This is a genomic window from Glutamicibacter sp. NPDC087673, from assembly GCF_044743255.1.
Taxonomy (GTDB): Bacteria; Actinomycetota; Actinomycetes; order Actinomycetales; family Micrococcaceae; genus Glutamicibacter.
The window spans coordinates 11,517-33,407 of record NZ_JBIUWB010000004.1 but is presented as its reverse complement, the minus strand read 5'-3'; the positions used below and the strand labels follow the sequence as shown (position 1 = coordinate 33,407).

Sequence of the window (21,891 nt, the reverse complement as noted above, 5' to 3'; positions counted from 1 at the left end):
GGGCAGTACTCGCCCTTTTCCCAATGCACCACATAGCTGAGGAGCAAACATGGCCAGTGAAGATCCCACCTCGACAACCCAAGCAGGAATCCCGGCAGCCAGCGATCGCAACTCGCTGACGGTGGGCGCCAACGGCCCCATCGTGCTGCACGATCATCATCTGGTCGAGACCCTGCAGCATTTCAACCGGATGAATGTTCCCGAGCGCCGCCCGCATGCCAAGGGTTCCGGAGCCTTCGGCGAATTCGAAACCACCGAGGACGTATCCCGGTACACCAAGGCGGCCCTGTTCCAGCCTGGCGTGAAAACCGAAACGCTGATGCGTTTCTCCACCGTTGCCGGCGAGCTCGGCTCTCCCGACACCTGGCGCGATGTGCGCGGCTTCTCGATGAAGTTCTACACTTCCGAAGGCAATTTCGATCTGGTCGGGAACAACACGCCGGTGTTCTTCGTGCGCGACCCGATGAAGTTCCCGCACTTCATCCGCTCCCAGAAGCGGCTGCCCGATTCGGGGCTGCGCGATGGAACCATGCAGTGGGACTTCTGGACGCAGAATCCGGAATCCGCCCACCAGGTCACCTACATCATGGGCCAGCGCGGCCTGCCCAAGACCTGGCGCGAAATGAACGGCTACGGCTCGCACACCTACATGTGGGTCAATGCTGCCGGAGAGAAATTCTGGGTCAAGTACCATTTCCTGAACAAGCAGTCCGAGAAGTTCGAGACCATGCGCGGGGCGCAGGCCGAGGCACTGGCCGGATCCGACGCCGACTTGCACCGTCGCGACCTGTTCGATGCCATCAAGGCCGGAAATTTTCCCCAGTGGGACCTGTACGTGCAGATCATGCCCTACGAGGAAGCCAAGACCTACCGGTTCAACCCCTTCGACCTGACCAAGGTCTGGTCCAAGAAGGACTATCCACGCATCAAGGTCGGCACCATGACGCTGAACCGGAACCCGGAGAACTTCTTCGCGCAAATCGAGCAGGCCGCCTTCTCCCCCGGGAACATGGTCCCGGGCATGGGGATGAGTCCTGACAAGATGCTGCTGGGACGCAATTTCGCGTACGCGGATGCGCAGCGCTACCGCATCGGCACCAACTTCCAGCAGCTGCCGGTGAACAAGCCCAAGTGCCCGGTCCACTCGTACAACTTCGAGGGGAGCATGACCTACGATCACACCAGGGATCGCAGCGTCTACGCGCCGAACTCCTTCGGGGATTCATGGAGCGATGAAACCGGACCGGCGGAGAATTCCTTCGAGTCCGACGGCGAACTGGTCCGCGAGGCCTACACGCTGCGCAAGGACGACGGAGACTTCGTACAACCCGGCATCCTGGTCCGCGAGGTGATGGATGATGCCCAGCGCGCCGAACTGGTGGACACCGTCACCGGGGCGCTGGATGGCGTCATCGAGCCGGTGCTGTCCAACGCGATCCAATACTGGAAGAACATCGACGCCGATACCGGAGCGAAGATCGAGGCCAACGTCCGCCAGAAGTGACTCGCCAGCCGACACGGAAAACGCCAGCCGCGAGGCTGGCGTTTTCTGCAGGGTGAACTAGGCAAGCGAGGAACCCAGCGGAATCTGCTCGCTGAAGTTCCAATCCCCGCCACGGGTATCGAACAAATGGATACGATCCGCCGCGAAGGACAGATGCGCCTGACCCAACGCAGCCTGCGCGGCGTCCAATTGCCGTGCAGGCACGTTCTGGGCGATGGTCAGGTGCGGATGGTAGGCGAAGGCTGATTCGTGCCTCAGTGCGTCGCCGAGCAGCGCGCGGTGCAGCTTCCAGCATTCGTCCGCTCCGGTTTCCAGCGGCAGGAAGACTACTTCGCTGGCCGGCCGGAAGGTCCGGGCCGGACCCAGATGGATGGTGAAAGGCTCCGCCGTGGCTGCTACCCGGCGCACCTGGGCAGCCGCCTTCTCCCAGGAATTCAGGTACGACCCGGACACCAAGGTGATATGCGGGGCAATCGGCGCGGTGGCCTCTCCCCCGTATTCCTGGCGCCACGCGCGCAGAGTCTCGCGGTGCGGCTGCGGCACCGGGATCACCACGCCCAGGGTGTACTCGAAAACCATTGGCTCTTAGACTCCCAGCGGCGGCAGGAAGCCGACCTTCTGGTAGACATCGGCAACGGTCTTCGACGCGACGACGCGCGCCTTGGCCGCACCGGCAAGCAGCAGGCGATCCAGCTCCGCCGGATCATCGAGCAGCTCCAGGGTACGGGTGCGGATGGGAGCCAGCTGCTCCACCACGGCTTCTGCCACAGCCACCTTCAGATGCCCGTACATCTTGCCTTCGAACTCGTTGACCAGTTCTGGCACATTCTTGCCGGTCACGGCAGCCAGGATATCGAGCAGGTTCGAAACGCCCGGCTTCTCGGCCTTGTCGTAGGCCACGACGGACCCGGCGTCGGTCACCGCGGACTTGATGCGCTTGGCGATCAGCTTCGGCTCATCCAGGACGTTGATCAAGCCGGCAGGGGATTCGGCGGACTTGGACATCTTCGAGGTCGGGTTCTGCAGGTCGTAGATGCGTGCGCCCTCCTTGGGGATGAACGCCTCTGGCACGGTGAAGGCCTGCCCGAAGCGGTGGTTGAAGCGCTTGGCCAGATCGCGGGCCAGCTCCACATGCTGGCGCTGGTCATCGCCTACCGGGACCCCTTCAGGCTGGTAGAGCAGGATGTCCGCGGCCATCAGGACCGGGTAGGTGAACAGCCCGACGCTGGCGGCATCCGCGCCGCCCTTGGAGGACTTGTCCTTGAACTGGGTCATGCGGCTGGCTTCGCCGAAACCGGTGATGCAGTTCAGCACCCAGGCCAGCTGCGCATGCTCGGGGACCTGCGACTGAACGAACAGGGTGGACTTGTCCAGGTCGATGCCGCCGGCGATGAACTGCGCAGCGGTCTTGCGGGTACGCGCGCGCAGCTCCGCCGGATCCTGCGAGACGGTGATCGCGTGCATGTCCGGGATGAAGAAGAATGCGTCGTGGTCATCCTGGGTCTTGACCCAGTTGACCAGCGCGCCCAGGTAATTGCCCAGGTGCAGCGAATCGCCCGATGGCTGCATTCCGGACAGGACGCGGGGACGGGTTGTTTCCATGGTTTTCCTTAGAACTGGTAGTCGACGACCAGCGGCGCATGGTCGGAGAAGCGCAAATCGTAGGCCGAGGCACGGTCTACGTGGGACTTGATGGCCTTGGCGGCTAGCGCCGGAGTGGCCATGTGGTAGTCGATGCGCCAACCGGCGTCGTTGTCGAAAGCCTGTCCGCGGAAGGACCACCAGGTGTACGGTCCCTGCACGTCGCCGGCCAGCTCGCGCGCCACATCCTTGTAGCCGATCTCACCGAAGAACCTGTCGAAGTAGGCGATCTCCTCGTCCATCACGCCGGCGCGCTTGTTGTGGTTCGGCTTCCAGTTCTTGATGTCCTTTTCGGTGTGCACGACGTTCAAATCGCCTACCACCAGGACGTGGTCCTTCTCGTTCTTCAATTCCACCAGGCGCACGTTCATGCGCTGCAGGAAACGGTACTTGTCTTCCTGCTTCTGGGTGCCCAGCTCGCCGGAATGGACGTAGGCCGAGACGACGGTGAAGCTCTCGCCGTTGATATCGAAGTCCGCCTCGACCCAGCGGCCGGATTCTGCGAAGTAGTCCTCGCCGATGTGCTCGCGCACGGCTGCCGGCTCGGTACGCGAGAGGACGGCAACGCCTGCGCGGCCCTTGTCCTTGGCCTCGGCATGCAGGATATGCCAACCCTCGCCAATCAGGTCGCGCAGGATCTTGTCCGGTGCGCGTACTTCCTGCAGGCACAGGATGTCCACGTCACGGGCGGCGATCCAGTCCGCCATATTGCGCTTGTAGGCCGCGCGAATGCCGTTGACGTTGACCGACGCGACGCGCAGCGCGCCGGCGTCCTTGTTGAGAATTTCCACACTGGTAGGTATCACTATTCCAGCTTACAAAATTATGCGATCGATTACGCGCTGATCTGGCCTGCGCCGGAACGCGGGCAACGAAAAAGGGCAACGATTGCGCGTTGCCCTGGACAATTAGTCGATAATTTCGCCATCCATCGGCTTGGCCGGCTTGATCATGTCCCGCGCATTCGTCGCGGTCATCTGGATCGTCTCCAGCGCCCGGTCGATCATGCCCTCGTGATCCTCGCCCCGGCTCTGGCGCTGTTCGGCGATCACGCGTGCCTGGACCTGGACGATCTTGAACGAGTGATCCAGCTTCATGTCGCGCTGGCTGGTGGCTTCGTCAACCACCACAGTGCCGGGCTGGGCGCGCGGGGTGGCCGCCGCGGTGGCTTCGCGCAGCGAGTTGTTGATCTTCTCGGCGCCCCGCTTGAGGCCGAACATCATGAATGCGGCCAGCAGCAGCCAACCGGCGGAGATGACGACTACAAACCAGCCGACGATCTGGTTGGAGTTGGCAGCGAATACCACTGCCACCAGAAGGACGATGACCATGACGGACATTGCCAAAGTTGATGCGTTCAGGGTAACTTTCCTGCCCTGCTTCGCGCTGCTGCCTAGAGGTTCCATGCCGTCAATTCTCGCATCATTACCCCGCTTCAAGCCAATTGGAACCGGGCCCTTTCGCCCACAGCGTGGCTAGCCGAACAGGCTGTGCAGGTCCTGCCCGGAAAGGCTCGCGCGAATCAGCAGGTATCCGCCGATGCCCACCACCCAGCCAAGGGTTTCCTGGGCGTATGCCGAGGCCTTGGCCCCCATTTTCTGCAACCAGGCCTCGATGCGCGGCCCGGCGAGCGCAAGCGCGCCAACCAGCACCAATGCCGGGACGATCATCACCAGGCAGTAGCCGATCAGCGCGAGCAGCTGCAGGCCGGTGCCCCAGCCGGCGCCCTGCATGACGCCAACGGCTGCGAGGTAGGGAAGCATCGTGGGAAGTTCCAGCAGGCCGGCGAACAGGGCCAGGGCAATCAACCCGGTGCGGGTATCCAGCGCAGTGCCCAAGCGGCTGCGCAGGCGCAGCGGCACCTGTTCGGTTGCATCCGCCGGTTCCGGCGCTGCCGGTGCCGCGCCGCTATGCGCGATGGCTTTCTTCCGTGCGCTGGCTTCCTTCTGCGCATCGGTGCGGTAGGTGAGCGCCCAGATGATCATCAGCGCCCCGGCGGCCATTGCCGCCAGCCGGAAGAACCGGTGCTCGAAGATGGCCGGGTCGATGAGCAGCAACCCGCTGCGCAGCAGCACGCCGATGACCCAGTAGAAGCCGGCGATCACCAGCAGGTAGGCCAGGACCTTGGCGATGGCCTCGCGGCGTCCCCGCAGCAGCAGCCACAGCGGAATGACCAGGGTGCCGATGCTGGTCGAATCGATCAGCGCCAGGATGAGAAGGGATAGTTCGGGATTGCTTGTCATGATGTCCATGGGTTCCACTGTTCCGCGGCCTGCCGGATCGCGGTATCGGCCAGTGGGCTGCGCCTTCTCCTCCTTAAGGGGGATACCGGCGGGCAGCCAGTTCGGGGATGCTGGAAGCATGGACTTCATTCGGCGGATGGGCAGCGGCGACAAGGAACCCGAGGTCGTCGGCACCTATCTGGTGCTCACCGTCGTCTTGCATCTTTCGGGACTGGCCAATCCCCCATGGTTTGCGATCCGCGGGTACGAATGGATCGTCTTGCTGCTCATCGGCTTGGCCGCTGTGCTGGTCCGTCGCCGTTTTCTCGTAGCCAGCTCCGTGGCCATGCTGCTCGCCGGCGCCGGCTTGCTGGCCGTGGGAAGCCTGGGCGGGTACTTCCTGGTCTTCGAATGCGTCTTCGGGTTGTTCCTGCTCGGTTCGGTGCGCACGCGGACGGTGGCGCTGGCGCTGCTGTGCTTGGCCGCCATCTCGCTGGCCATCGCCGCCTGGCTGGGCACCGGGAATCCGCAGGAGGTGGTGCTGGCCCTGTTCATGGCCGGCTTCATCCTCTTCACCCCGATGCTCTGGGCCGAGAATGTGCGCACCGCCAAGGAGCTGGCCAAAGCCGAAGCCCAGCGGGCAGAGGCTGTCCAGTCGGCGGCCGACGCCCGCGAGGACCAGCTGGTCGCCGAGCACGACTTTTCCCGCGTCCAGGAGCGCACTGCGTTGGCCCGCGAGATGCATGACGTGCTCTCGGCCAGGTTCTCGTCAATCGCCCTGCTCTCCGGCGCCCTGCTTCCGGCCGCACCCCAGGAGGTGCGGGCTCCGTTGCAGAGCATCCGCGATGAGTCGGTGTCCGGCTTGGAAGACATGGCCGCGATGGTGCGGATGCTGCATGCCGGGGGCCCTGCGCTGCAGGCGCGGATCGAGGATCTGCCTGAGCTGGTGGCCGGATTCGGCAGCCCGGTGCGTTGGGAGTACCGGGTCGCGCATCCGCAGCGCTTCAGCCCTGCGGTGCATACCGCCGCGCACCGCACGGTCTGCGAGCTGCTGGTCAACCACGCCAAGCATGCGCCGGGCACTACCCTGGAACTGAGCGTGGTCCAGGACCAGGGCCTGGCGATCACGGCGAGCAATGGCCTGCGGCACGATGCCAGCCGCGGCCCGGGGGCGGGCACCGGGCTGGAGAATATCCGCACCCGCGTCGCCGCGCTCGATGGCCGGTTCGGGGTACGCACCGGCCCGGATTTCGAGGTGCGCGTGGAATTCCCCGGACCAATTGAAGCAATGGAGAAGCCGTGAAAGTCCTGATCGTCGATGACCATGCGACCGTGCGCATGGGGATCCGGCTGGTGCTGCAGGCCGCGGAAGACCTGGAAGTCGTGGGCGAAGCGGCCGACGGGCGATCGGCCATTTCCATGGCCCGTGCCCTGTCCCCCGACGTCATCCTGATGGACCTGCGCATGCCGGTGCTCGATGGCATCGAGGCCACCAAGGCACTGCATGGCAGCTGCCGCGTCGTGGTGCTCACGACCTTCGATGACGACCAGTACCTTTTTGGCGCACTGCAGGCCGGGGCGCACGGGTTCCTGCTCAAGAGCGCCGAACCGCAGGCGATCATCATGGGCGTGCGTGCCGCGGCCCGCGGCGAATCCGTGCTGGATCCGCAGGTGACCTCGCGGATCCTGGCCCGGGCGCTGTCGCCGGAACCCGGCACCGCGAAGCTGCCCGATGGCTTGACCGGCAGGGAACGCGAGGTGCTCGACGGGTTGGCCGAAGGGCTGAGCAACCCGCAATTGGCGCAGCGGCTGGGCATCGGGCAGAGCACTGTGAAGACGCATGTCTCCCAGGTGCTGGCCAAGCTCGGGGTCTCGACCCGGCTGCAGGCGGCGAAGATCGCCTACGCGGCTACCAGCTCACCAGGCAGAACGGGTGGTCCTGCGGGTCCAAATAGACCCTGAAGGTCTTGGACCCTTCGCCGGTCGAGCGAGCACCGAGGTGCAGCACCTGTTCTTCGGCCAGGTCCAGGTCGGCGACTTTCACGTCGATATGCGCCTGTTGCGGGTGCACATGCCCAGGCCACTGCGGGGCCACGTACGGGCTGACCGCCTGGAAGGCGAGCGCAGGATGGTCCGGCGCATCGCCAATGGAAACCCAGTCGGGCTCGTTGTCGATGCGCACCATCCCGAGGAGCTGTTCATAGAATCCGGCCAGTGCATCGGGGTCCTCGCAGTCGATGACCATGGCCTGCCACGTGCCAATCATGTGGCCATTATGCGCGCCCCGGGGGTGCGCGTCTACCAGGACTCAGCCATTGCGCAGGTGCAGTGGTCGATCAGCGCCTGGACGCGGGCCGGGATCTGGACCCCCTTGGGCGTGATCGCCACGACCGCGTTCGGGTAGTTGGGGGCCTTGAGCTCGCGGAAGGCCAGCGGGCGGCCCTCGATGGAGACCTCGGCATTGTTCGGGCGGCGCATGAGCAGCCCGTAGCCCAGGCCGCGGCCCACCATCGCGGAGACCAGGATCATCTGCGGGACCGAGGCAGCGATCCTGGGCTGCAGGCCCTGGGAGGCGAAGAGCTGCTGCTGGTGCTCGGTGCTCGGGTCGGACTCGTAGATGATCAGCGATTCGTCGACCAGGTCGGCCAATTCCAGCGGCCGGGCGAGGTTGGCCAGCCGGTGCTCGGGATGCAGCACGACCTGCATCTCGGTCTGGTAGATCCTCTGCTTGTCCATGTCCGCGGGCAGCTGCAGGTCATAGACGAAAGCAACATCGATCTCGCCCTCTCGCAGGGCCGGCAGCAAGTCCTCGTGGGTGCCTACGCGCACATCGAGCTGCACCTCGGGGTGGTCGAACCCTTCCAGCGTGGCCGGAATCAGGTGCGGAGAGAGCGAAGCGAAGCAGCCGAAGCGCACCGGCCCGCGCAGCGCTCCTTCGGTTTGCGGGAATGTTGCACGCAATTCGCCGACATCGGAAAGGATCTTCCGGGCCATGGCGGCGAAGTGCTGACCCGAAGCGGTGAGCCGGATCCCGTGGGCCTTGCGGCGCAGGCACAACGTCTCCCCGGCATGCTTCTCGATGGCGGTAATTGCCTGCGACAAGGCCGATTCCGAGATTCTCAATTCGCTGGCCGCCGAACCGAGCGTGCTGTGGGCGGGAAGTTCAGCCATGATTTCCAGATGGCGCATCGAATACATAAGCCAGCCTTCAGAAGTTTTGCAGATATTTGAAGTTTACCTTACTTGTGCTTGGTGCCACACTGGAGTGACCCAAAACTCAGGTGCCAGTGATCGACGCCTCGGTACCACTCGCAAGGGAAGCACTATGACACAATCCAAGGCCGCCAAGGCCAACCAGCGCCGCGTAGCTTTCGCGACGGTCATCGGAACCACCGTGGAGTGGTACGACTTCTTCATCTACGCCACCGCAGCAGGCCTGGTCTTCAGCCAGCTGTTCTTCGAACCAGCAGGCCAGGAGATCGCGCTGCTGATCTCCTTCGCCTCGGTCGGCCTGTCCTTCCTCTTCCGCCCGCTGGGCGCATTCCTGGCCGGGCACTTCGGCGACAAGATCGGCCGCCGTGCGATGCTGGTCCTGACCCTGGCGCTGATGGGTGCAGCCACCACGCTGATCGGCGTGCTGCCGACCTACGAGACCGCAGGCATCTGGGCGCCGATCATGCTGCTGCTGCTGCGCATCCTGCAGGGCATCTCCGCTGGCGGCGAATGGGGCGGCGCAGTGCTGATGGCCGTCGAGCACGCCTCCGACGGCCACCGCGGCCGCGCAGGCTCCTACCCGCAGGTGGGCGTGCCGCTGGGCATGCTGCTGGCCTCGGGCACCATGGCGCTGATGACCGGGGTGATCTCCCCCGGCGATGCGTTCCTCGAATGGGGCTGGCGCGTTCCGTTCCTGGTGTCGATTATCCTGATCGCCGTCGGCTACTTCGTGCGCCGCTCGGTGGACGAGTCCCCGGTCTTCGAGGAAATCAGCGAGCACAAGGCGCAGACCGCCGTGCCGATCCTGGTGCTGTTCAAGAAGCACTGGCCACTGGTGCTCATTGCCGCGCTGGTCTTCGCCGGCAACAACGCCGCAGGCTACATGACCACCGGCGGCTTCTTCCAGGCCTACACCACCAACCCTGATGGCCCGGTCGGGCTGGAGCGCACCGACGTGCTGGTCGCTGTGGCCTTCGGCGCCGCCGTGTGGCTGGTCATGACCCTGGTCGCTGGCCTGCTGGCCGACAAGATCGGGCGCAAGCGCACCTACCAGCTGGGCTTCATCATCCTTGCCGCTTCCCTTTTCCCGGTCTTCGCACTGGTCAACTCCGGCTCGCTGGGCCTGCTCTACCTGGCCTTCGGCCTGTTCTCCATCGGACTGGGGCTGACCTACGGCCCGCAGGCGGCGCTCTACTCGGAGCTGTTCCCGGCCTCGGTACGCTTCTCCGGCGTCTCGATCTCCTACGCGATCGGCGCGATCGTCGGCGGCGCGTTCGCACCGACCATCGCCCAGGCGCTGGTGCAGGCAACCGGTGGCACCACCGCGGTGGCGATCTACCTGCTGGTTGTCGTCACGATTTCCTTCACCGCGGTCAGCATGATCCGCGACCGCTCGGGCATCGACCTGTCCTTCCGCAACCAAGCGGAGCAGGAAGTCGGCGCGCTGGTCTTCGACAAGCGCCGCGCTGATGCTGTGAAGGCTACCCAGGACGCCTAGGCGCTGCAAGCATAAGCCCGATGGCCCGTTTCCGAACGGGCCATCGGGCTTTTCTATTTCAGCTTGGTGCGCACCACATCCAGTCGTTTGCGGAACTCGGTCTATTCGATCTCGCCGCGGGCATTGCGTTCGCGCCGCACCGATTCGGCGCCGGCCGCAGCGCGGGCCACATGCCGTCGGCGGGCTGCGAAGATGATTGCACCGATCAGTCAGGATCCAGAAGGTCGGGGCTACCAGCCCGGGCCGTGCCCATGAATGCCGCGGGCAAGCACCAGCCGTTCCCCTCCTCGTCGCGCTCGTGGCGTTGGCGTTCGGCCGCTGTCTTAATGCAGTCCTCCCAGCGGCTGCGCCCCAAGCCCACCAGCGGCACCGAGGATACTCCGGGCGTTGGCCTTGCGGCATTGGCCCGCGGATGCGGGTGCCTGCTCCGCCAGACAGTAGCCCGGTCAGTGAGCGGGGTTCGTCGAATGCAGTTCTAGTGCCAGGTCATGCATGGCGGTGGCCGCCTTGGACGGGGCGACGGCGCGGGGGCGGGCCAGTGCGACGCGCACCGTTCGGGCCACCGGGTGGATAGGGCGCACCACCAGGTCCAGCCCCTCGTAGGAAACATCCACCGCCGGGCGCTGGACCAGCACCGCGTAGCCGAGCCCGCGGGCCACCATGGAGCGGGTCACCTCGAAGTCGGCGGTGCGGTAGCGGATCCACGGTTCGACCCCGGCGGATTCGAACAGGTTCTGCGTGTGCTCGCGGCTCGGCGGGACATCCAGCAGGATCATCGGCTCGCTGGCCAGCCGCACCAGCGGCACCTTCGGCTCTTCGGCCAGCGGATGCCCCGCGGGCAGCAGCACATAGGGTTCGGTGCGGAACAGTTGGGTGCGCTCGATGCCTTCGGGCAGGCCGAAGTCGTAGACGAAGGCCAGATCCAGCGTCCCGGCGGCCAGCATCTGGAAGATCTCCTGCTGCGTGCCGGCGAAGAAATCGACTTCCACCTGCGCGTAGCGCTGCCCGTATTCGGCGAGCAGCTCCGGAAGCACCGTGGGCGCCAGCGACGAGTAGCAGCCCACCCGAACCTTTCCGGCCAGCACTTCCCCGGCACCGCTGGCCATTTGCTCCAGGTCCCTGGAGGCCTGCAGGATTCCCTGTGCCTCGTCCAGCACGTAGCGCCCGGCCGGGGTCAGGCTCACGCCATGGGCCTTGCGCCGGATGGTCAGCTGCGTGTTCAGCACGCGTTCAAGCTCGTTGAGCCCGCCGGTCACCGCGGAGGCTGACAAATTCAGTGACTGCGCGGCGGCGGTGATGGAGCCCAGCTGCCCTACGGCGGCCAGGCATTCGAGCTGACGCAGCGTAAATTTCGGCACTATTCCTCGCTTATTCAGTGGATATTCCTCGAATATAACCATTTTACCCGTGGTTATGGCCTGCCTCACACTAGTGATTGAACAAGGAACCACTAAGGAGACAGCATGAGCACCGCCCCAGCGACCTGCCCGTTCACCGGCGCCCAGGCCACCCCCGGCACCGCACCAGTGCCGCACGCCAGCACCGAATCCGCAGTCCGCGAGGCCCCGGTCGCCGATTGGGTAAAAATCGAGGACCTGTACCGCGATCCGTTCCCGATCTACCAGCGCCTGCGCGCCGAGGCCCCGCTGCACTGGGTCCCGGCGGTGAACCGCTACATGGTGACCTCCTACGCCGCCTGCCACGAGATCGAGCAGGACGAAGCCCGCTTCTCCGCCAACGAGCGCAACTCGCTGATGAAGCGGTCCATGGGCCACTCGATGCTGCGCAAGGACAACCCGGAGCACCAGGTGGACCGCGACTCCTACGGAGCGACCCTGCGCCCGGGCACCATCAAGAAGCACTGGAACGGGATCTTCGCGCAGAACAACGAGAAGTACCTGGGCCAGCTGCTCGCCAAGGGGCCGGGTTCGGACTTCGTCTGGGACTACGCCGCACCGTACACCGCGGAGAACCTGCGGCTGATCTGCGGCTTCCACAATGCCACCCAGCAGGACATGCAGCGCTGGAGCCAGACCATGATCGACGGCACCGGCAACTACGCCGATGACCCAGAGGTCTGGGCCAAGGCAGAGGCTTCCTCGGCAGAGGTCGACGCGGCCATCGACGAGATGCTCCCCTATCTGGCGAAGAACCCGGACCACTCGCTGCTCTCCAACCTGGCCACCATGCCGATCCCGCTGGAAGCCATCCGCGCCAACCTGAAGATGACCATCGGCGGCGGGCTGAACGAGCCGCGCGACGTGCTGGCCACCACCGTTTGGGCGCTGCTGGAGAACCCCGAGCAATTGCAGGCGGTACGCCAGGACCCGGCTTTGCTCCCCAAGGCCTTCGAGGAATCGGTGCGCTGGGTCGCCCCGATCGGCATGTACCCGCGTGAAACCACCCAGGAGCTGGTGCTCGAAGGCATCAGCCTGCCAGCCGGTGCGCGCCTCGGAGTGGTGCTAGGCGCGGCCAACCGCGACCCGTTGGTCTTCGAGGATCCCGAAACGTTCAACATCTTCCGCGAGAAGAAGCCGCACCTGGCCTTCGGCGGCGGTGTGCACTTCTGCGCCGGCACCTGGATCGCCCGGGCCCAGGTGGCCCAGGTCGCCCTGCCGGCGGTCTTCGAGAAGCTGCCCAATCTGCGGTTGGATCCGGCCACCGCCAGCATCGATGCCGGCTGGGTCTTCCGCGGCATGACCAAAATGCGCGTCCTCTGGGACGCCTAATACAAGGAGCCTTCCATGCCTACCATCACCTTTGAACAGCCAAACGGCACCGCGACCGACGTCGAGGTCGCCGAAGGCGGCAACATCATGCGCGCTGCCGTCACCAACGGCATCGCCGGGATCGTCGGCGAATGCGGCGGCCAGGCCATGTGCGCCACCTGCCACGTCTACGTTAACCCCGAGGATGCAGCTGGTCTTCCAGAACTCTCGGAAGACGAAGACGAAATGCTCGACTGCACCACCGCAGAGCGCACCGCGAACAGCCGGCTGGGCTGCCAGGTTTCCCTGGGCGGCGCATTGCAGTCCATCCGCGTGGCCGTACCCTCCGAACAGGTCTGAAATGAACGAAAGCATCCTGATCATCGGCGCCGGCCACGCCGGCGTGCAGCTGGCCGAAACGCTGCGCGAGCACGGCCATGCCGGCGCCATCACCTTGGTCGACCAGGGCGCGCAACAGCCCTACCAGCGCCCTCCGCTGTCCAAGGACTTCGTGGCTTCCGCCCAGGAACCCGAGGTGCTGCCGCTGCGCTCGGAGGACTTCTACGCCCAGCAGCGCATCGAACTGCTGACCGGTGCGCGCGCCACCGCCGTTGACCGCGCCGCACGCACCGTGACCCTGTCCGACGGGCAGCAACGCGGCTATGACCGGCTGGTCTTCGCCACCGGCGCACGCAACCGGGTGCTGTCCTGCCCCGGCGCCGAGGACCCGCGGGTCATCGGGCTGCGCACGCTGCAGGACGCGGAAATCCTGCGCCGGCAGCTGGACGGCGCCCAGCGGGTCGTCGTGGCCGGTGCCGGCTTCATCGGTCTGGAGTTCGCGGCCTCGGCCCGGGCCCGCGGGATCGATGTCACGGTGCTGCACTCCGCTCCCCGGGTGCTGAACCGTTCGGTTTCCGCCCAGCTCTCCAACTGGTTCACCCAGGCCCATCGCGGCGACGGCATCGAGCTGCGCCTGGGCGAAGGCGTGCAGTCCATTGACGTGCAGGAGGATTTGCTAGTGCAATCCTCCGCCGGGGAAAGCTGCCGGGCGGATCTGGTGGTCTACGGCATCGGCGTGCTCCCCAACATTGAGTTGGCCGAAGCATCGGGATTGGAGTGCGAGAACGGCATCCTGGTGGATGCCGCGCTGCGCACCAGCGATGAGCGCGTCTACGCGGTGGGCGACTGCGCCAATGTCGGGCGCGACGGCACGCGGGTGCGGTTGGAGTCGGTGCAGAACGCCGCGGACCAGGCGCGCAGCCTGGCCCGCACCCTGTGCGGCGAGCCCACGGCGTACTCGGAGATTGCCTGGTTCTGGAGCATCCAGGGCCGCCACCGGCTGCAAATCGCCGGGCTGGCCGAGCCCACCGACAGCAGCGTGCTGCTGGGCGACCCGGGCAGCGAAAAATTCTCCATCGCACGGCTGCGCGACGGGCAATTGGTCGCGGTGGAATCCATTAACCGTCCCGCCGACCACGCTGCCGCACGCAAGCTGCTGGCCCGCGGCGAGCGCATCACCGAAGCGATGCTCGCTGGAGCATCCCTGAAGGACCTGGCCAACGCCGCACCGGTCGCGGCCTAGCACCCCCACTACTATCCCAATGAGGTCAGCTCATGAGCACACCCACCCAGCGGCACCCCGGCACCAGCCAGCGGCGCGTCGCCTTCGCCACCGTCATCGGCACCACCATCGAGTGGTACGACTTCTTCATCTACGCCACCGCAGCGGGGCTGATCTTCGCCCACCTGTTCTTCGAACCAGCCGGCGCGCAGATCGGCCTGCTGCTCTCCTTCGCCAGCGTCGGCATTTCCTTCCTCTTCCGCCCGCTGGGCGCGTTCTTAGCCGGGCACTACGGGGACAAAATCGGCCGGCGCGCCATGCTGGTGCTCACCCTGGCCCTCATGGGCGCCTCCACCACGCTGATCGGCGTGCTGCCTACCTATGAGACCGCGGGAGTGCTGGCCCCGATCCTGCTGCTGCTCTTGCGCATCATCCAGGGCATCTCCGCCGGTGGCGAATGGGGCGGCGCGGTGCTGATGGCCGTTGAGCACGCCCCGAAGGACCGTCGCGCCCGGGCCGGCGCCTACCCGCAGCTCGGCGTGCCGCTGGGCATGCTGCTGGCCTCGGGAATGATGGCGCTGATGACCGGCGTGATCTCCCCCGGCGAGCAGTTCATGGCCTGGGGTTGGCGCGTGCCGTTCCTGCTCAGCTTCGTGCTGATCGTGGTGGGCTACTTCATCCGCCGCTCGGTGGACGAGTCCCCGGTCTTCGAGGAGATCGCGCAGAAGAAGGCACAGACCCGCGTTCCGATCGTGGTGCTGTTCAAGAAGCACTGGCTGCTGGTGCTGGTTGCCGCGCTGATTTTCGCTGGCAACAATGCCGCCGGCTACATGACCACCGGCGGATTCCTGCAGGCCTATATGACGGACCCTGAGGGGCCTGTGGGCTTCACCCGCACGCAGGTGCTGCTGGCCGTCTCCTTCGGTGCAGTCATGTGGTTCGCCTTCACCCTGCTCTCCGGGGTCGTGGCCGACAGGATCGGGCGCAAGCGCACCTACCAGATCGGCTTCATCAGCCAGCTGCTGTGCATCTTCCCGCTATTCTGGCTGGTCAACGCCGCTAGCCTGCCGCTGCTCTACGTGGCGTTCGCGTTGTTCGCCATCGGTCTGGGCTTCTCCTACGGTCCGCAGGCCGCGTTGTACTCCGAGCTGTTCCCCGCCTCGGTGCGCTTCTCCGGGGTTTCCATTTCCTACGCTTTCGGCGCGATACTGGGCGGGGCGTTCGCCCCGATGATCGCCACCGCGCTGGTGCAGGCCACCGGCGGGACCACGGCGGTCGGCTGGTACCTGTTCGCGCTTACCGCAATATCGCTGGCGGCGGTCAGCATGGTGCGTGATCGCAGCGGCATCGACTTGGGTATCGGCAACCAGGCCGAGCAGGAAGTCGGCGCGCTGGTCTTCGACAAGCGGACCGCGGGGCAGCCCGTGCCCCAGGACGCGCTGTAGGATCTGCAGGGATCAAAAAACCGGCAGCCCACCATTGGCGGACTGCCGGTTTTTCGCGTCTACTTCGCGGCGTTGCGCTCTGCGGCTTTAATGGACACCACAATCGGGTAATCGGGTTCTCATCCCACCGCACCGCACCAAGATTTCCTTAGGACCGGACCTCGCTGGATTTCTCTGTAAGGTTTATCCAGTGGGCTCTCGACCTCACTGCTTCTCGATGGGGATGTGCAAATCGATTTGCAACGGCGGAGAATTGCGGATGCGATGAAGGGCCGCAGTTTCATAGTCCTGGATACTCTGAAAACCGAGGTGCCTAGCAATCTCAATTCTCATGCTGGTGTTACGAATCGGGAGCGCTTTGATCAGCTCGTCATACGCACAAGCAGTAACATGATCCTTCATCTGCCTGAGAATTTGTGGAAATGGCGAGTCAAAGTTGATCTCGATTGCGTTCTCATCAACCACATCTGGCATGTACTCGACTAGTTTCCTCGCGACCACAGATTTCGAAAGCTGTCCGGTCAGTCTTTCTAACGTCCCGTCCTTTCCTAGCGCCTTCATGGCCGCGCTCTTGGCCTCCTCAACTTTGACCTGAGGATCGTAGCCAAACGTCGAAGCTTGTTGCTCTGCTACTGCCTGCAGCACTTCCGAAGTGTAGTAGAGGTTCTCAATTTCGCTCACCGGCAGAACATGAATACCAAGACTAAATAAGGATTCAATTTCCTGCTCAGATCGCCAGTCCCCATCAACCAAACCGCGTGCTCTGACCCAATGGAAACTCGCACTATTCCGCAGGCCAGACACTGACCGGATGAGCGTATCGCATCCTCCGCTAGGCACCAGTAGCCAATCTGGGAAGAGCACCTTGTAAAGGCTCAGATCATGGCTCGTCGTTTCTCCTTCAATGAAGAGAATCTCCTTCCGCCCACCAAGAATGGCCTGTCGGGCGATTTCAGGCAAGGAGTCGTCCTGTGCAATCTCATGCAGATCCCACTGCATGGCTTGTTCGCCTTCCCACCGCACACCAAACACGGTTAGCACTTTCCCTCTTTGTTCAGAAAGGCTCGCGGCGAGGTCCAGGTCATGGGTCAACACGACAAAAGCACAATCATTACGTGTAGCAATAATGGTTTTTATGAGTTCATCGGAAATTGCTCGATGCAGATGTCTCTCCGGCTCATCGATAATAAACGTCACCCCGGACGGGGCAGTAATAATTTCAGCGGCGAGCAATAGCGCGCTCTTCTCACCATCGGACATCAAATGAATCGGATATGTCACGTCAGAATTGAGATGCTTCGCAAAAAAATTCTCTGTAGAATCCACGCCTATTTCAATTTCCAGGGCCGAAGTTTGAAGCACTGTATTGAACGTGTCGAGAACACGTGGACCTATCCTCCGGGTAACATCTTCAGTGCTCGACCCCGCCTCATACAGATCTACGCGTGCCCTGTTCTCCTGGTTGATCTTGGCTAGCATATCGAACAAGGCAATCCCCGAGCGCTGTGAATCACTGTGATCAAGATAGCGCGAACTAAATTCCTGATCCCAATGCGTGATTTGGGCAAATCGCGTTCTTCGGTCTGCCGGAGTAATGGAAGGTCCCGACTGAGTAAACCACAGTTTTCGTTGCGCTAACACTCTCCGGATAGCCGTTGCCTGCGAATTCCTCGGCATCCACGAAGCCAGAGCAGATTTACCCGAGCCATTCGCCCCTAGGATCGTCAACACCTCTCCCGCACTCACCTGCACGCTGCAGAAACCACCCGTAAACACTGGAATATTCCACTGAGCCAAAGGTGTGGGCACCTCGCCAATTTGAGTCATGAGACCGATATTACGATACCCAACCATCATTCGTTTATTAGCCAAACGAAAAGCCAACGACACACTTACAGAAAAGGACGTCACCTATTAAATCTGATGAACCACTAACATTAATCAGGGAAACGCAAATCTAAATGCTTTCGGAACGGCCTTAAAACCAATTTGCGTCCAGAGGAATTACGTCTCCTAGTAAATACCGCTGCTGGACGTAAAAGACCAACGGCCTGCCATCATGGCAGGCCGTTGGTGTTTGAGTTCATTCGCGTCTAGTTGGCGGCGTTGCGCTCTGCGGCCTCGACCACGTTGTTCAGCAGCATCGCGCGGGTCATCGGGCCCACGCCGCCCGGGTTCGGCGAGATCCACGACGCGACCTCGGCGGCAGCCGGGTCCACGTCGCCGGTGACCTTGCCATCCACGCGGGAGACACCCACGTCGAGCACGATCGCACCAGGCTTGATCGCATCGGCCTTGATGATGTGCGGCACGCCGGCAGCGGCGATGACGACATCGGCCTGGGCCAGCAGCTCGGGAAGATTGGTGGTGCCGGTGTGGGCTAGGGTGACGGTCGCGTTCACGTCGCGGCGGGTCAGCAGCAGGCCGACCGGGCGGCCGATGGTCACGCCGCGGCCCAGCACCAGCACGTGCTTGCCGTTCAGGTCGATATCGTGGCGGGCCAGCAGCTCCACGCAGCCCAGCGGGGTGCATGGCAGCGGGGAGGCCATCGGGCGGTTGACGTTGGCGACCAGGCGGCCCAGGTTCATCGGGTGCAGGCCATCGGCATCCTTGGCCGGATCCATGGCTTCGAGGATCACGTCCGTATCAATGTGCTTGGGCAGCGGCAGCTGTACGATGTAGCCGGTGCAGTCCGGGTTCTCGTTCAGCTCGCGCACCTTGGCCAGCAGCTCGTCCTGGGTGGTTTCCTCGGGCAGGTCCACGCGGATCGACTCGATGCCCACTTCGGCGCAGTCCTTGTGCTTGCCGCCGACGTACCAAGCCGAGCCCGGGTCGTTGCCAACCAGGATGGTGCCCAGTCCGGTGGTGTGCCCGGCAGCCTTGAGCTTGGCAACGCGTTCGGCCAGTTCCTGCTTGATGGCGGCCGCGGTGGCCTTGCCGTCGAGAATGCGTGCGCTCACGCTGTTCCTTCCGTAGGTGCCCTGTTCCCAAGGCGGGTGGTGTGCAAACCCAGGCGCGCGGCTCGCACGATTAGCTCCCTGGTGGTTACCCACCTAACGCCAGTCACGCGTTCCAGTGTAGCGAAAATGGCTTCGGGAATGACTTTGAAGTGCGCAGGGTTACCTTAAGCGTGTACTCGACAATCGTGATCGGCGCAGGGCAAGCCGGGCTTGCCGCCGCCTACCATCTGGCCAAGCGCGGCATCGACTTCCTGGTGCTCGATGCGAACCCTGCACCCGGCGGGGCCTGGCAGCACCGCTGGGATACCCTCACGCTGGGCGACGCGCATCATATCCACCCCTTGCCCGATTTCCCGCTCGAGGTGCAGGATTCCACCCGGCCGGCCTCGCAAGTGGTGTCCGAATACTATGCGGAATACGAACAGCGCTTCGCGTTGCCGGTATGCCACGGCGCACCGGTGACCTCGGTCGAAAACGACGGAGAAAACTTCGTGGTGCACGCCGATGCGGATTACCGGGCGCGCACCATCATCAACGCCACCGGGACCTGGTCCAATCCGTTCTGGCCGGTCTACCCCGGGCTCTTCGATGGTCCGCAGGTGCACACAAATGGCTTCGTCTCCCCGCAGCAATTCGCCGGGCAGCGCGTTTTGGTGGTCGGGGCCGGCGCCAGTGCCACCCAGTTCATCGTGCAGTTGCGCGATGCCGGCGTGGATACCCTGTGGTCCACGCGCAGCGCACCGGACTGGCGCAACGTTCCCACCGGTGCCGAATGGGGCCAGGAAGTGGAGCGCCAGGTCAACGAGCGCACCAGTGCAGGGCTGCCGCCGAAGTCGGTGGTGGGCACCACCGGGTTGCTGCTCACCGAGAAGATGCGTGCCGGGATCGCCTCCGGGGCGCTGGTTTCGCGGGGGAAGATCGACCGGTTGGAATCCGACGCCGTCGTCTTCTCCGACGGGTCACGCGAAAAGATCGATGCGATCCTGTGGGCAACCGGCTTCCGGCATGCCCACCGGCATTTGCGCGATCTGAAACTGCACACGGCTCAAGGCGGCATCCTGATGGAGGACGGGGTGGCCACCGTGGCGGTGCCGGGGCTGTTCTTCGTCGGCTATGGCGCGTCGGCCTCGACTTTGGGCGCTACCCGGGCAGGGAGGAAGGCGGCGCTGGCAGCCAGCAAGTTCCTGTCCGCGGTTGCGGTATAGCGTGCCCAGTTACTTCTTGCTCACCTTGGTTAGCACGGTGGTGTAGCCGGGTTTCGAGGCCGTCACCCACACGCCCAAGGTCTTCCGGGCATCGGCTTTGACGACCTTGTAGTTCGGCTTGGTGGCCTTGGGGATGATCTTTCCGGAGCGCGTCCATTGGTAGGAGATCTTCACGTTTTTAGTGTTGTAGCTGCCTGCCGTGGCTTTCAAGGTCTTGCCGGTGGATTTCTTGCCGGTGATCACCGGCTTCTTCAGGACCTTGAGCTTGGCGGCTGCGATCTTCCCGGTCGCAGTGCTGGTCACGGTCTTGGTAGTGTAGTTGGCCTTGGCATAGGTCACCGAGACTGAGATCCGTTGGTTCAGATCTGCGGGTTTGAGCGCGTAGGTCTTTGCCGTGGCACCTTTGATCTTCTGGCCGCTGCGCAGCCACTGGTACTTAGTGGACTGGGCGGAGGGAGCCGGTGTGGCGGCCTTGGCGGTGAGTTTGGAACCGACTTTTGAGGTTCCAGAGACCTTTGGCTTGGCAACCGTGATCGTACCCTTGACGACCTTGACTGCCGAGCTGGCCGGCAGCCATACCGATTCTCCGTCCGCCGCGTGCAGAGTTGCCCGCACGGCGATCTTGCGGTTGGCATAGGACTGAGGTGGGGTATAGGTTTTCGCGGTAGCCCGCGGAATCTCGAAACCGTCGACTAGCCACTGATAATGGCGTGTGAACTCCGGGAAGTATGCGGCGTCGAGGGAAGCGGTGAGCTTCTGTCCCACGATCTTGCTGCCGCTGATCGTCGGCTCGGCGATCGAGGCGACTGTCGCGGCAATCGGCGCTCCGTACTTCATCGTCCCCTGCGCCGAGGGGACCCATACTTCGCCGTTTTGACGAACTGCTTTCGTCTCATAGTTCAGCGCGATGACTTTCTTGGAGTCTTCGCGCACCAGCTGGTAGCTCTCTCCCACGGCACCGGGAATCGGTGCCCCGTTGCGGGTCCACTGCAGGGCCGTGTATGGGTAATTGGTTGTCGGTGCCAGCAGGGCATCTCCCACGACCGCCGCGTCATGGCCCGCCAGCGACGGGTTCCTGTTCAGTGAAATTCGGCCGAGCTGGGCAGTATCGCGCACGCCAATGTGCCAGCTGGCTGCGTAGCTGACAGACTTCAGATTCTCCTGTCCCGGGATCACCGCCTCGAAGTCGGTGAGTTCAGCCGCCACACCCGCGAATCCAGCTTTGTTCGCGGTGAATCCGGTGGGGCTGATCTGGCCTAGGATTCGTTCGCGGGTGTATTCCCACGGCTTGAGCACACTGCCATCCACCGTGATCACCGGTTCAATTTCCGTGCTGGCACCGATCTTCAGTTCGATGAGCGGCTTGGTGTAGCTAGCCAGATCCAGTACTTCGAGATCAGACAGATCCTTGGCCCAGCGATAATCCGTCGAACTCGTGGCGAGCACTTCAAGTTCCTTCAGGTCAGACAACTGTCCCAGCCCAGCCAGCTGCACCTGCTGCCCCTTGGGGAATGTCAATGACAGTGACTCCAGCACTGGCAGCTTGGCTAGTTCCGCGATGATTTCCTGTGGAGCCTTATTGATCCGCACCGATTGCAACTGGGGGTTGGCGGCCAGGACTTCCAGCCCACCGAGCGCCTGCTCCTTCTGGGTGTCGACGCCGATCCACTGGATATCGCGCGTCATCGGCAGTTCCTGCAACGATGCCACGTTCTTGCAGGACAAACCCACGACGACACTAGCGGTCTCATCCATGTACTCGAAGCAGTCTGCAGGGCTGATAGCACCGTGGGCTGGGGGCACGAGCCCGGCGAATACCAAGGCGGTGGCGCCTATAACCGAAGTAAAACGATGCAGCAGCCTCATGTGTTTCCCCAAGCGTGAAAATGCCAAATTTATAGACATCATGTCATAGCGCGGCCAGGTATTGATCA

20 protein-coding genes are annotated in these 21,891 nt (G+C 63.7%); 9 read left to right on the top strand and 11 right to left on the bottom strand.

The window, feature by feature from the left end:
* Positions 1-49: 49 nt before the first annotated feature.
* Positions 50-1,504 carry a catalase gene (locus ACIOTL_RS10375; protein WP_400342531.1) on the top strand — a complete coding sequence of 485 codons (1,455 nt, stop codon included), beginning with the start codon at positions 50-52 and terminating at the stop codon, positions 1,502-1,504.
* 57 nt (positions 1,505-1,561) lie between these two features.
* Here the strand turns inward: ACIOTL_RS10375 and ACIOTL_RS10370 are convergent, their stop codons facing one another.
* The 5 genes from ACIOTL_RS10370 to ACIOTL_RS10350 all read right to left on the bottom strand — a co-directional run bounded on the left by ACIOTL_RS10370 (position 1,562) and on the right by ACIOTL_RS10350 (position 5,397).
* Entirely contained in the window at positions 1,562-2,083 is a 522-nt protein-coding gene (locus tag ACIOTL_RS10370) for a 2'-5' RNA ligase family protein (protein WP_400342530.1), read from the bottom strand.
* A 6-nt stretch (positions 2,084-2,089) separates the two neighbouring features.
* Positions 2,090-3,106: a tryptophan--tRNA ligase gene (trpS, locus tag ACIOTL_RS10365; protein WP_400342528.1), complete on the bottom strand. Its 1,017-nt coding sequence runs from the start codon at positions 3,104-3,106 to the stop codon at positions 2,090-2,092.
* 8 nt (positions 3,107-3,114) lie between these two features.
* Positions 3,115-3,951 (bottom strand): exodeoxyribonuclease III, encoded by an 837-nt coding sequence (locus tag ACIOTL_RS10360; protein ID WP_400342526.1) that lies wholly within the window; start codon positions 3,949-3,951, stop codon positions 3,115-3,117.
* Positions 3,952-4,053: 102 nt separating this feature from the next.
* Positions 4,054-4,551 (bottom strand): hypothetical protein, encoded by a 498-nt coding sequence (locus tag ACIOTL_RS10355; protein ID WP_105661688.1) that lies wholly within the window; start codon positions 4,549-4,551, stop codon positions 4,054-4,056.
* 69 nt (positions 4,552-4,620) lie between these two features.
* Complete coding sequence (locus ACIOTL_RS10350; RefSeq protein WP_400342525.1) at positions 4,621-5,397, bottom strand: GAP family protein; 777 nt, start codon at positions 5,395-5,397, stop codon at positions 4,621-4,623.
* Positions 5,398-5,506: 109 nt separating this feature from the next.
* Between ACIOTL_RS10350 and ACIOTL_RS10345 the strand changes: the two genes are divergently transcribed.
* Both ACIOTL_RS10345 and ACIOTL_RS10340 read left to right on the top strand, forming a co-directional pair.
* Positions 5,507-6,670, top strand: a complete 1,164-nt coding sequence (locus ACIOTL_RS10345; protein WP_400342524.1) for a sensor histidine kinase — start codon at positions 5,507-5,509, stop codon at positions 6,668-6,670.
* Positions 6,667-7,329: a response regulator gene (locus ACIOTL_RS10340; protein WP_388025132.1), complete on the top strand. Its 663-nt coding sequence runs from the start codon at positions 6,667-6,669 to the stop codon at positions 7,327-7,329. Before ACIOTL_RS10345 ends, ACIOTL_RS10340 begins: the two co-directional genes overlap by 4 nt.
* Here ACIOTL_RS10340 and ACIOTL_RS10335 read toward each other — a convergent pair.
* Together ACIOTL_RS10335 and ACIOTL_RS10330 are read right to left on the bottom strand one after the other, a co-directional pair.
* Complete coding sequence (locus ACIOTL_RS10335; protein WP_105657413.1) at positions 7,277-7,633, bottom strand: VOC family protein; 357 nt, start codon at positions 7,631-7,633, stop codon at positions 7,277-7,279. The two genes, ACIOTL_RS10340 and ACIOTL_RS10335, sit on opposite strands and share 53 nt — an antisense overlap.
* A gap of 32 nt (positions 7,634-7,665) precedes the next feature.
* Positions 7,666-8,565 carry a LysR family transcriptional regulator gene (locus ACIOTL_RS10330; protein WP_105657412.1) on the bottom strand — a complete coding sequence of 300 codons (900 nt, stop codon included), beginning with the start codon at positions 8,563-8,565 and terminating at the stop codon, positions 7,666-7,668.
* A 127-nt stretch (positions 8,566-8,692) separates the two neighbouring features.
* On the opposite strand from ACIOTL_RS10330, the gene ACIOTL_RS10325 reads away from it, so the two are divergent.
* On the top strand, positions 8,693-10,078 hold the full coding sequence (locus ACIOTL_RS10325; protein ID WP_400342522.1) for an MFS transporter: 1,386 nt from the start codon (positions 8,693-8,695) through the stop codon (positions 10,076-10,078).
* Between the two features lie 446 nt (positions 10,079-10,524).
* Here ACIOTL_RS10325 and ACIOTL_RS10320 read toward each other — a convergent pair whose 3' ends face one another.
* Positions 10,525-11,436 (bottom strand): LysR substrate-binding domain-containing protein, encoded by a 912-nt coding sequence (locus ACIOTL_RS10320; RefSeq protein ID WP_181148837.1) that lies wholly within the window; start codon positions 11,434-11,436, stop codon positions 10,525-10,527.
* A gap of 105 nt (positions 11,437-11,541) precedes the next feature.
* On the opposite strand from ACIOTL_RS10320, the gene ACIOTL_RS10315 reads away from it, so the two are divergent.
* Genes ACIOTL_RS10315 through ACIOTL_RS10300 form a run of 4 tightly spaced genes read left to right on the top strand, consistent with a single transcriptional unit; the run spans position 11,542 to position 15,792 of the window.
* Positions 11,542-12,807 carry a cytochrome P450 gene (locus ACIOTL_RS10315; protein WP_105657409.1) on the top strand — a complete coding sequence of 422 codons (1,266 nt, stop codon included), beginning with the start codon at positions 11,542-11,544 and terminating at the stop codon, positions 12,805-12,807.
* A 15-nt stretch (positions 12,808-12,822) separates the two neighbouring features.
* On the top strand, positions 12,823-13,146 hold the full coding sequence (locus ACIOTL_RS10310) for a 2Fe-2S iron-sulfur cluster-binding protein (RefSeq protein ID WP_105657408.1): 324 nt from the start codon (positions 12,823-12,825) through the stop codon (positions 13,144-13,146).
* Position 13,147: 1 nt separating this feature from the next.
* Complete coding sequence (locus ACIOTL_RS10305) at positions 13,148-14,368, top strand: NAD(P)/FAD-dependent oxidoreductase (RefSeq protein ID WP_105657407.1); 1,221 nt, start codon at positions 13,148-13,150, stop codon at positions 14,366-14,368.
* A gap of 32 nt (positions 14,369-14,400) precedes the next feature.
* A complete protein-coding gene (locus tag ACIOTL_RS10300) occupies positions 14,401-15,792 on the top strand; it encodes an MFS transporter (protein ID WP_105657406.1) in 1,392 nt (463 codons plus the stop codon).
* A 204-nt stretch (positions 15,793-15,996) separates the two neighbouring features.
* Here the strand turns inward: ACIOTL_RS10300 and ACIOTL_RS10295 are convergent, their stop codons facing one another.
* Complete coding sequence (locus ACIOTL_RS10295) at positions 15,997-17,619, bottom strand: AAA family ATPase (protein ID WP_400342519.1); 1,623 nt, start codon at positions 17,617-17,619, stop codon at positions 15,997-15,999.
* A 266-nt stretch (positions 17,620-17,885) separates the two neighbouring features.
* Positions 17,886-18,752 (bottom strand): bifunctional methylenetetrahydrofolate dehydrogenase/methenyltetrahydrofolate cyclohydrolase, encoded by an 867-nt coding sequence (locus ACIOTL_RS10290; protein WP_400342517.1) that lies wholly within the window; start codon positions 18,750-18,752, stop codon positions 17,886-17,888.
* Between the two features lie 170 nt (positions 18,753-18,922).
* Between ACIOTL_RS10290 and ACIOTL_RS10285 the strand changes: the two genes are divergently transcribed.
* Positions 18,923-19,957 carry a flavin-containing monooxygenase gene (locus ACIOTL_RS10285; protein ID WP_400342516.1) on the top strand — a complete coding sequence of 345 codons (1,035 nt, stop codon included), beginning with the start codon at positions 18,923-18,925 and terminating at the stop codon, positions 19,955-19,957.
* 9 nt (positions 19,958-19,966) lie between these two features.
* Here the strand turns inward: ACIOTL_RS10285 and ACIOTL_RS10280 are convergent, their stop codons facing one another.
* Entirely contained in the window at positions 19,967-21,712 is a 1,746-nt protein-coding gene (locus ACIOTL_RS10280; protein WP_400342514.1) for a hypothetical protein, read from the bottom strand.
* Positions 21,713-21,891 lie beyond the last annotated feature (179 nt).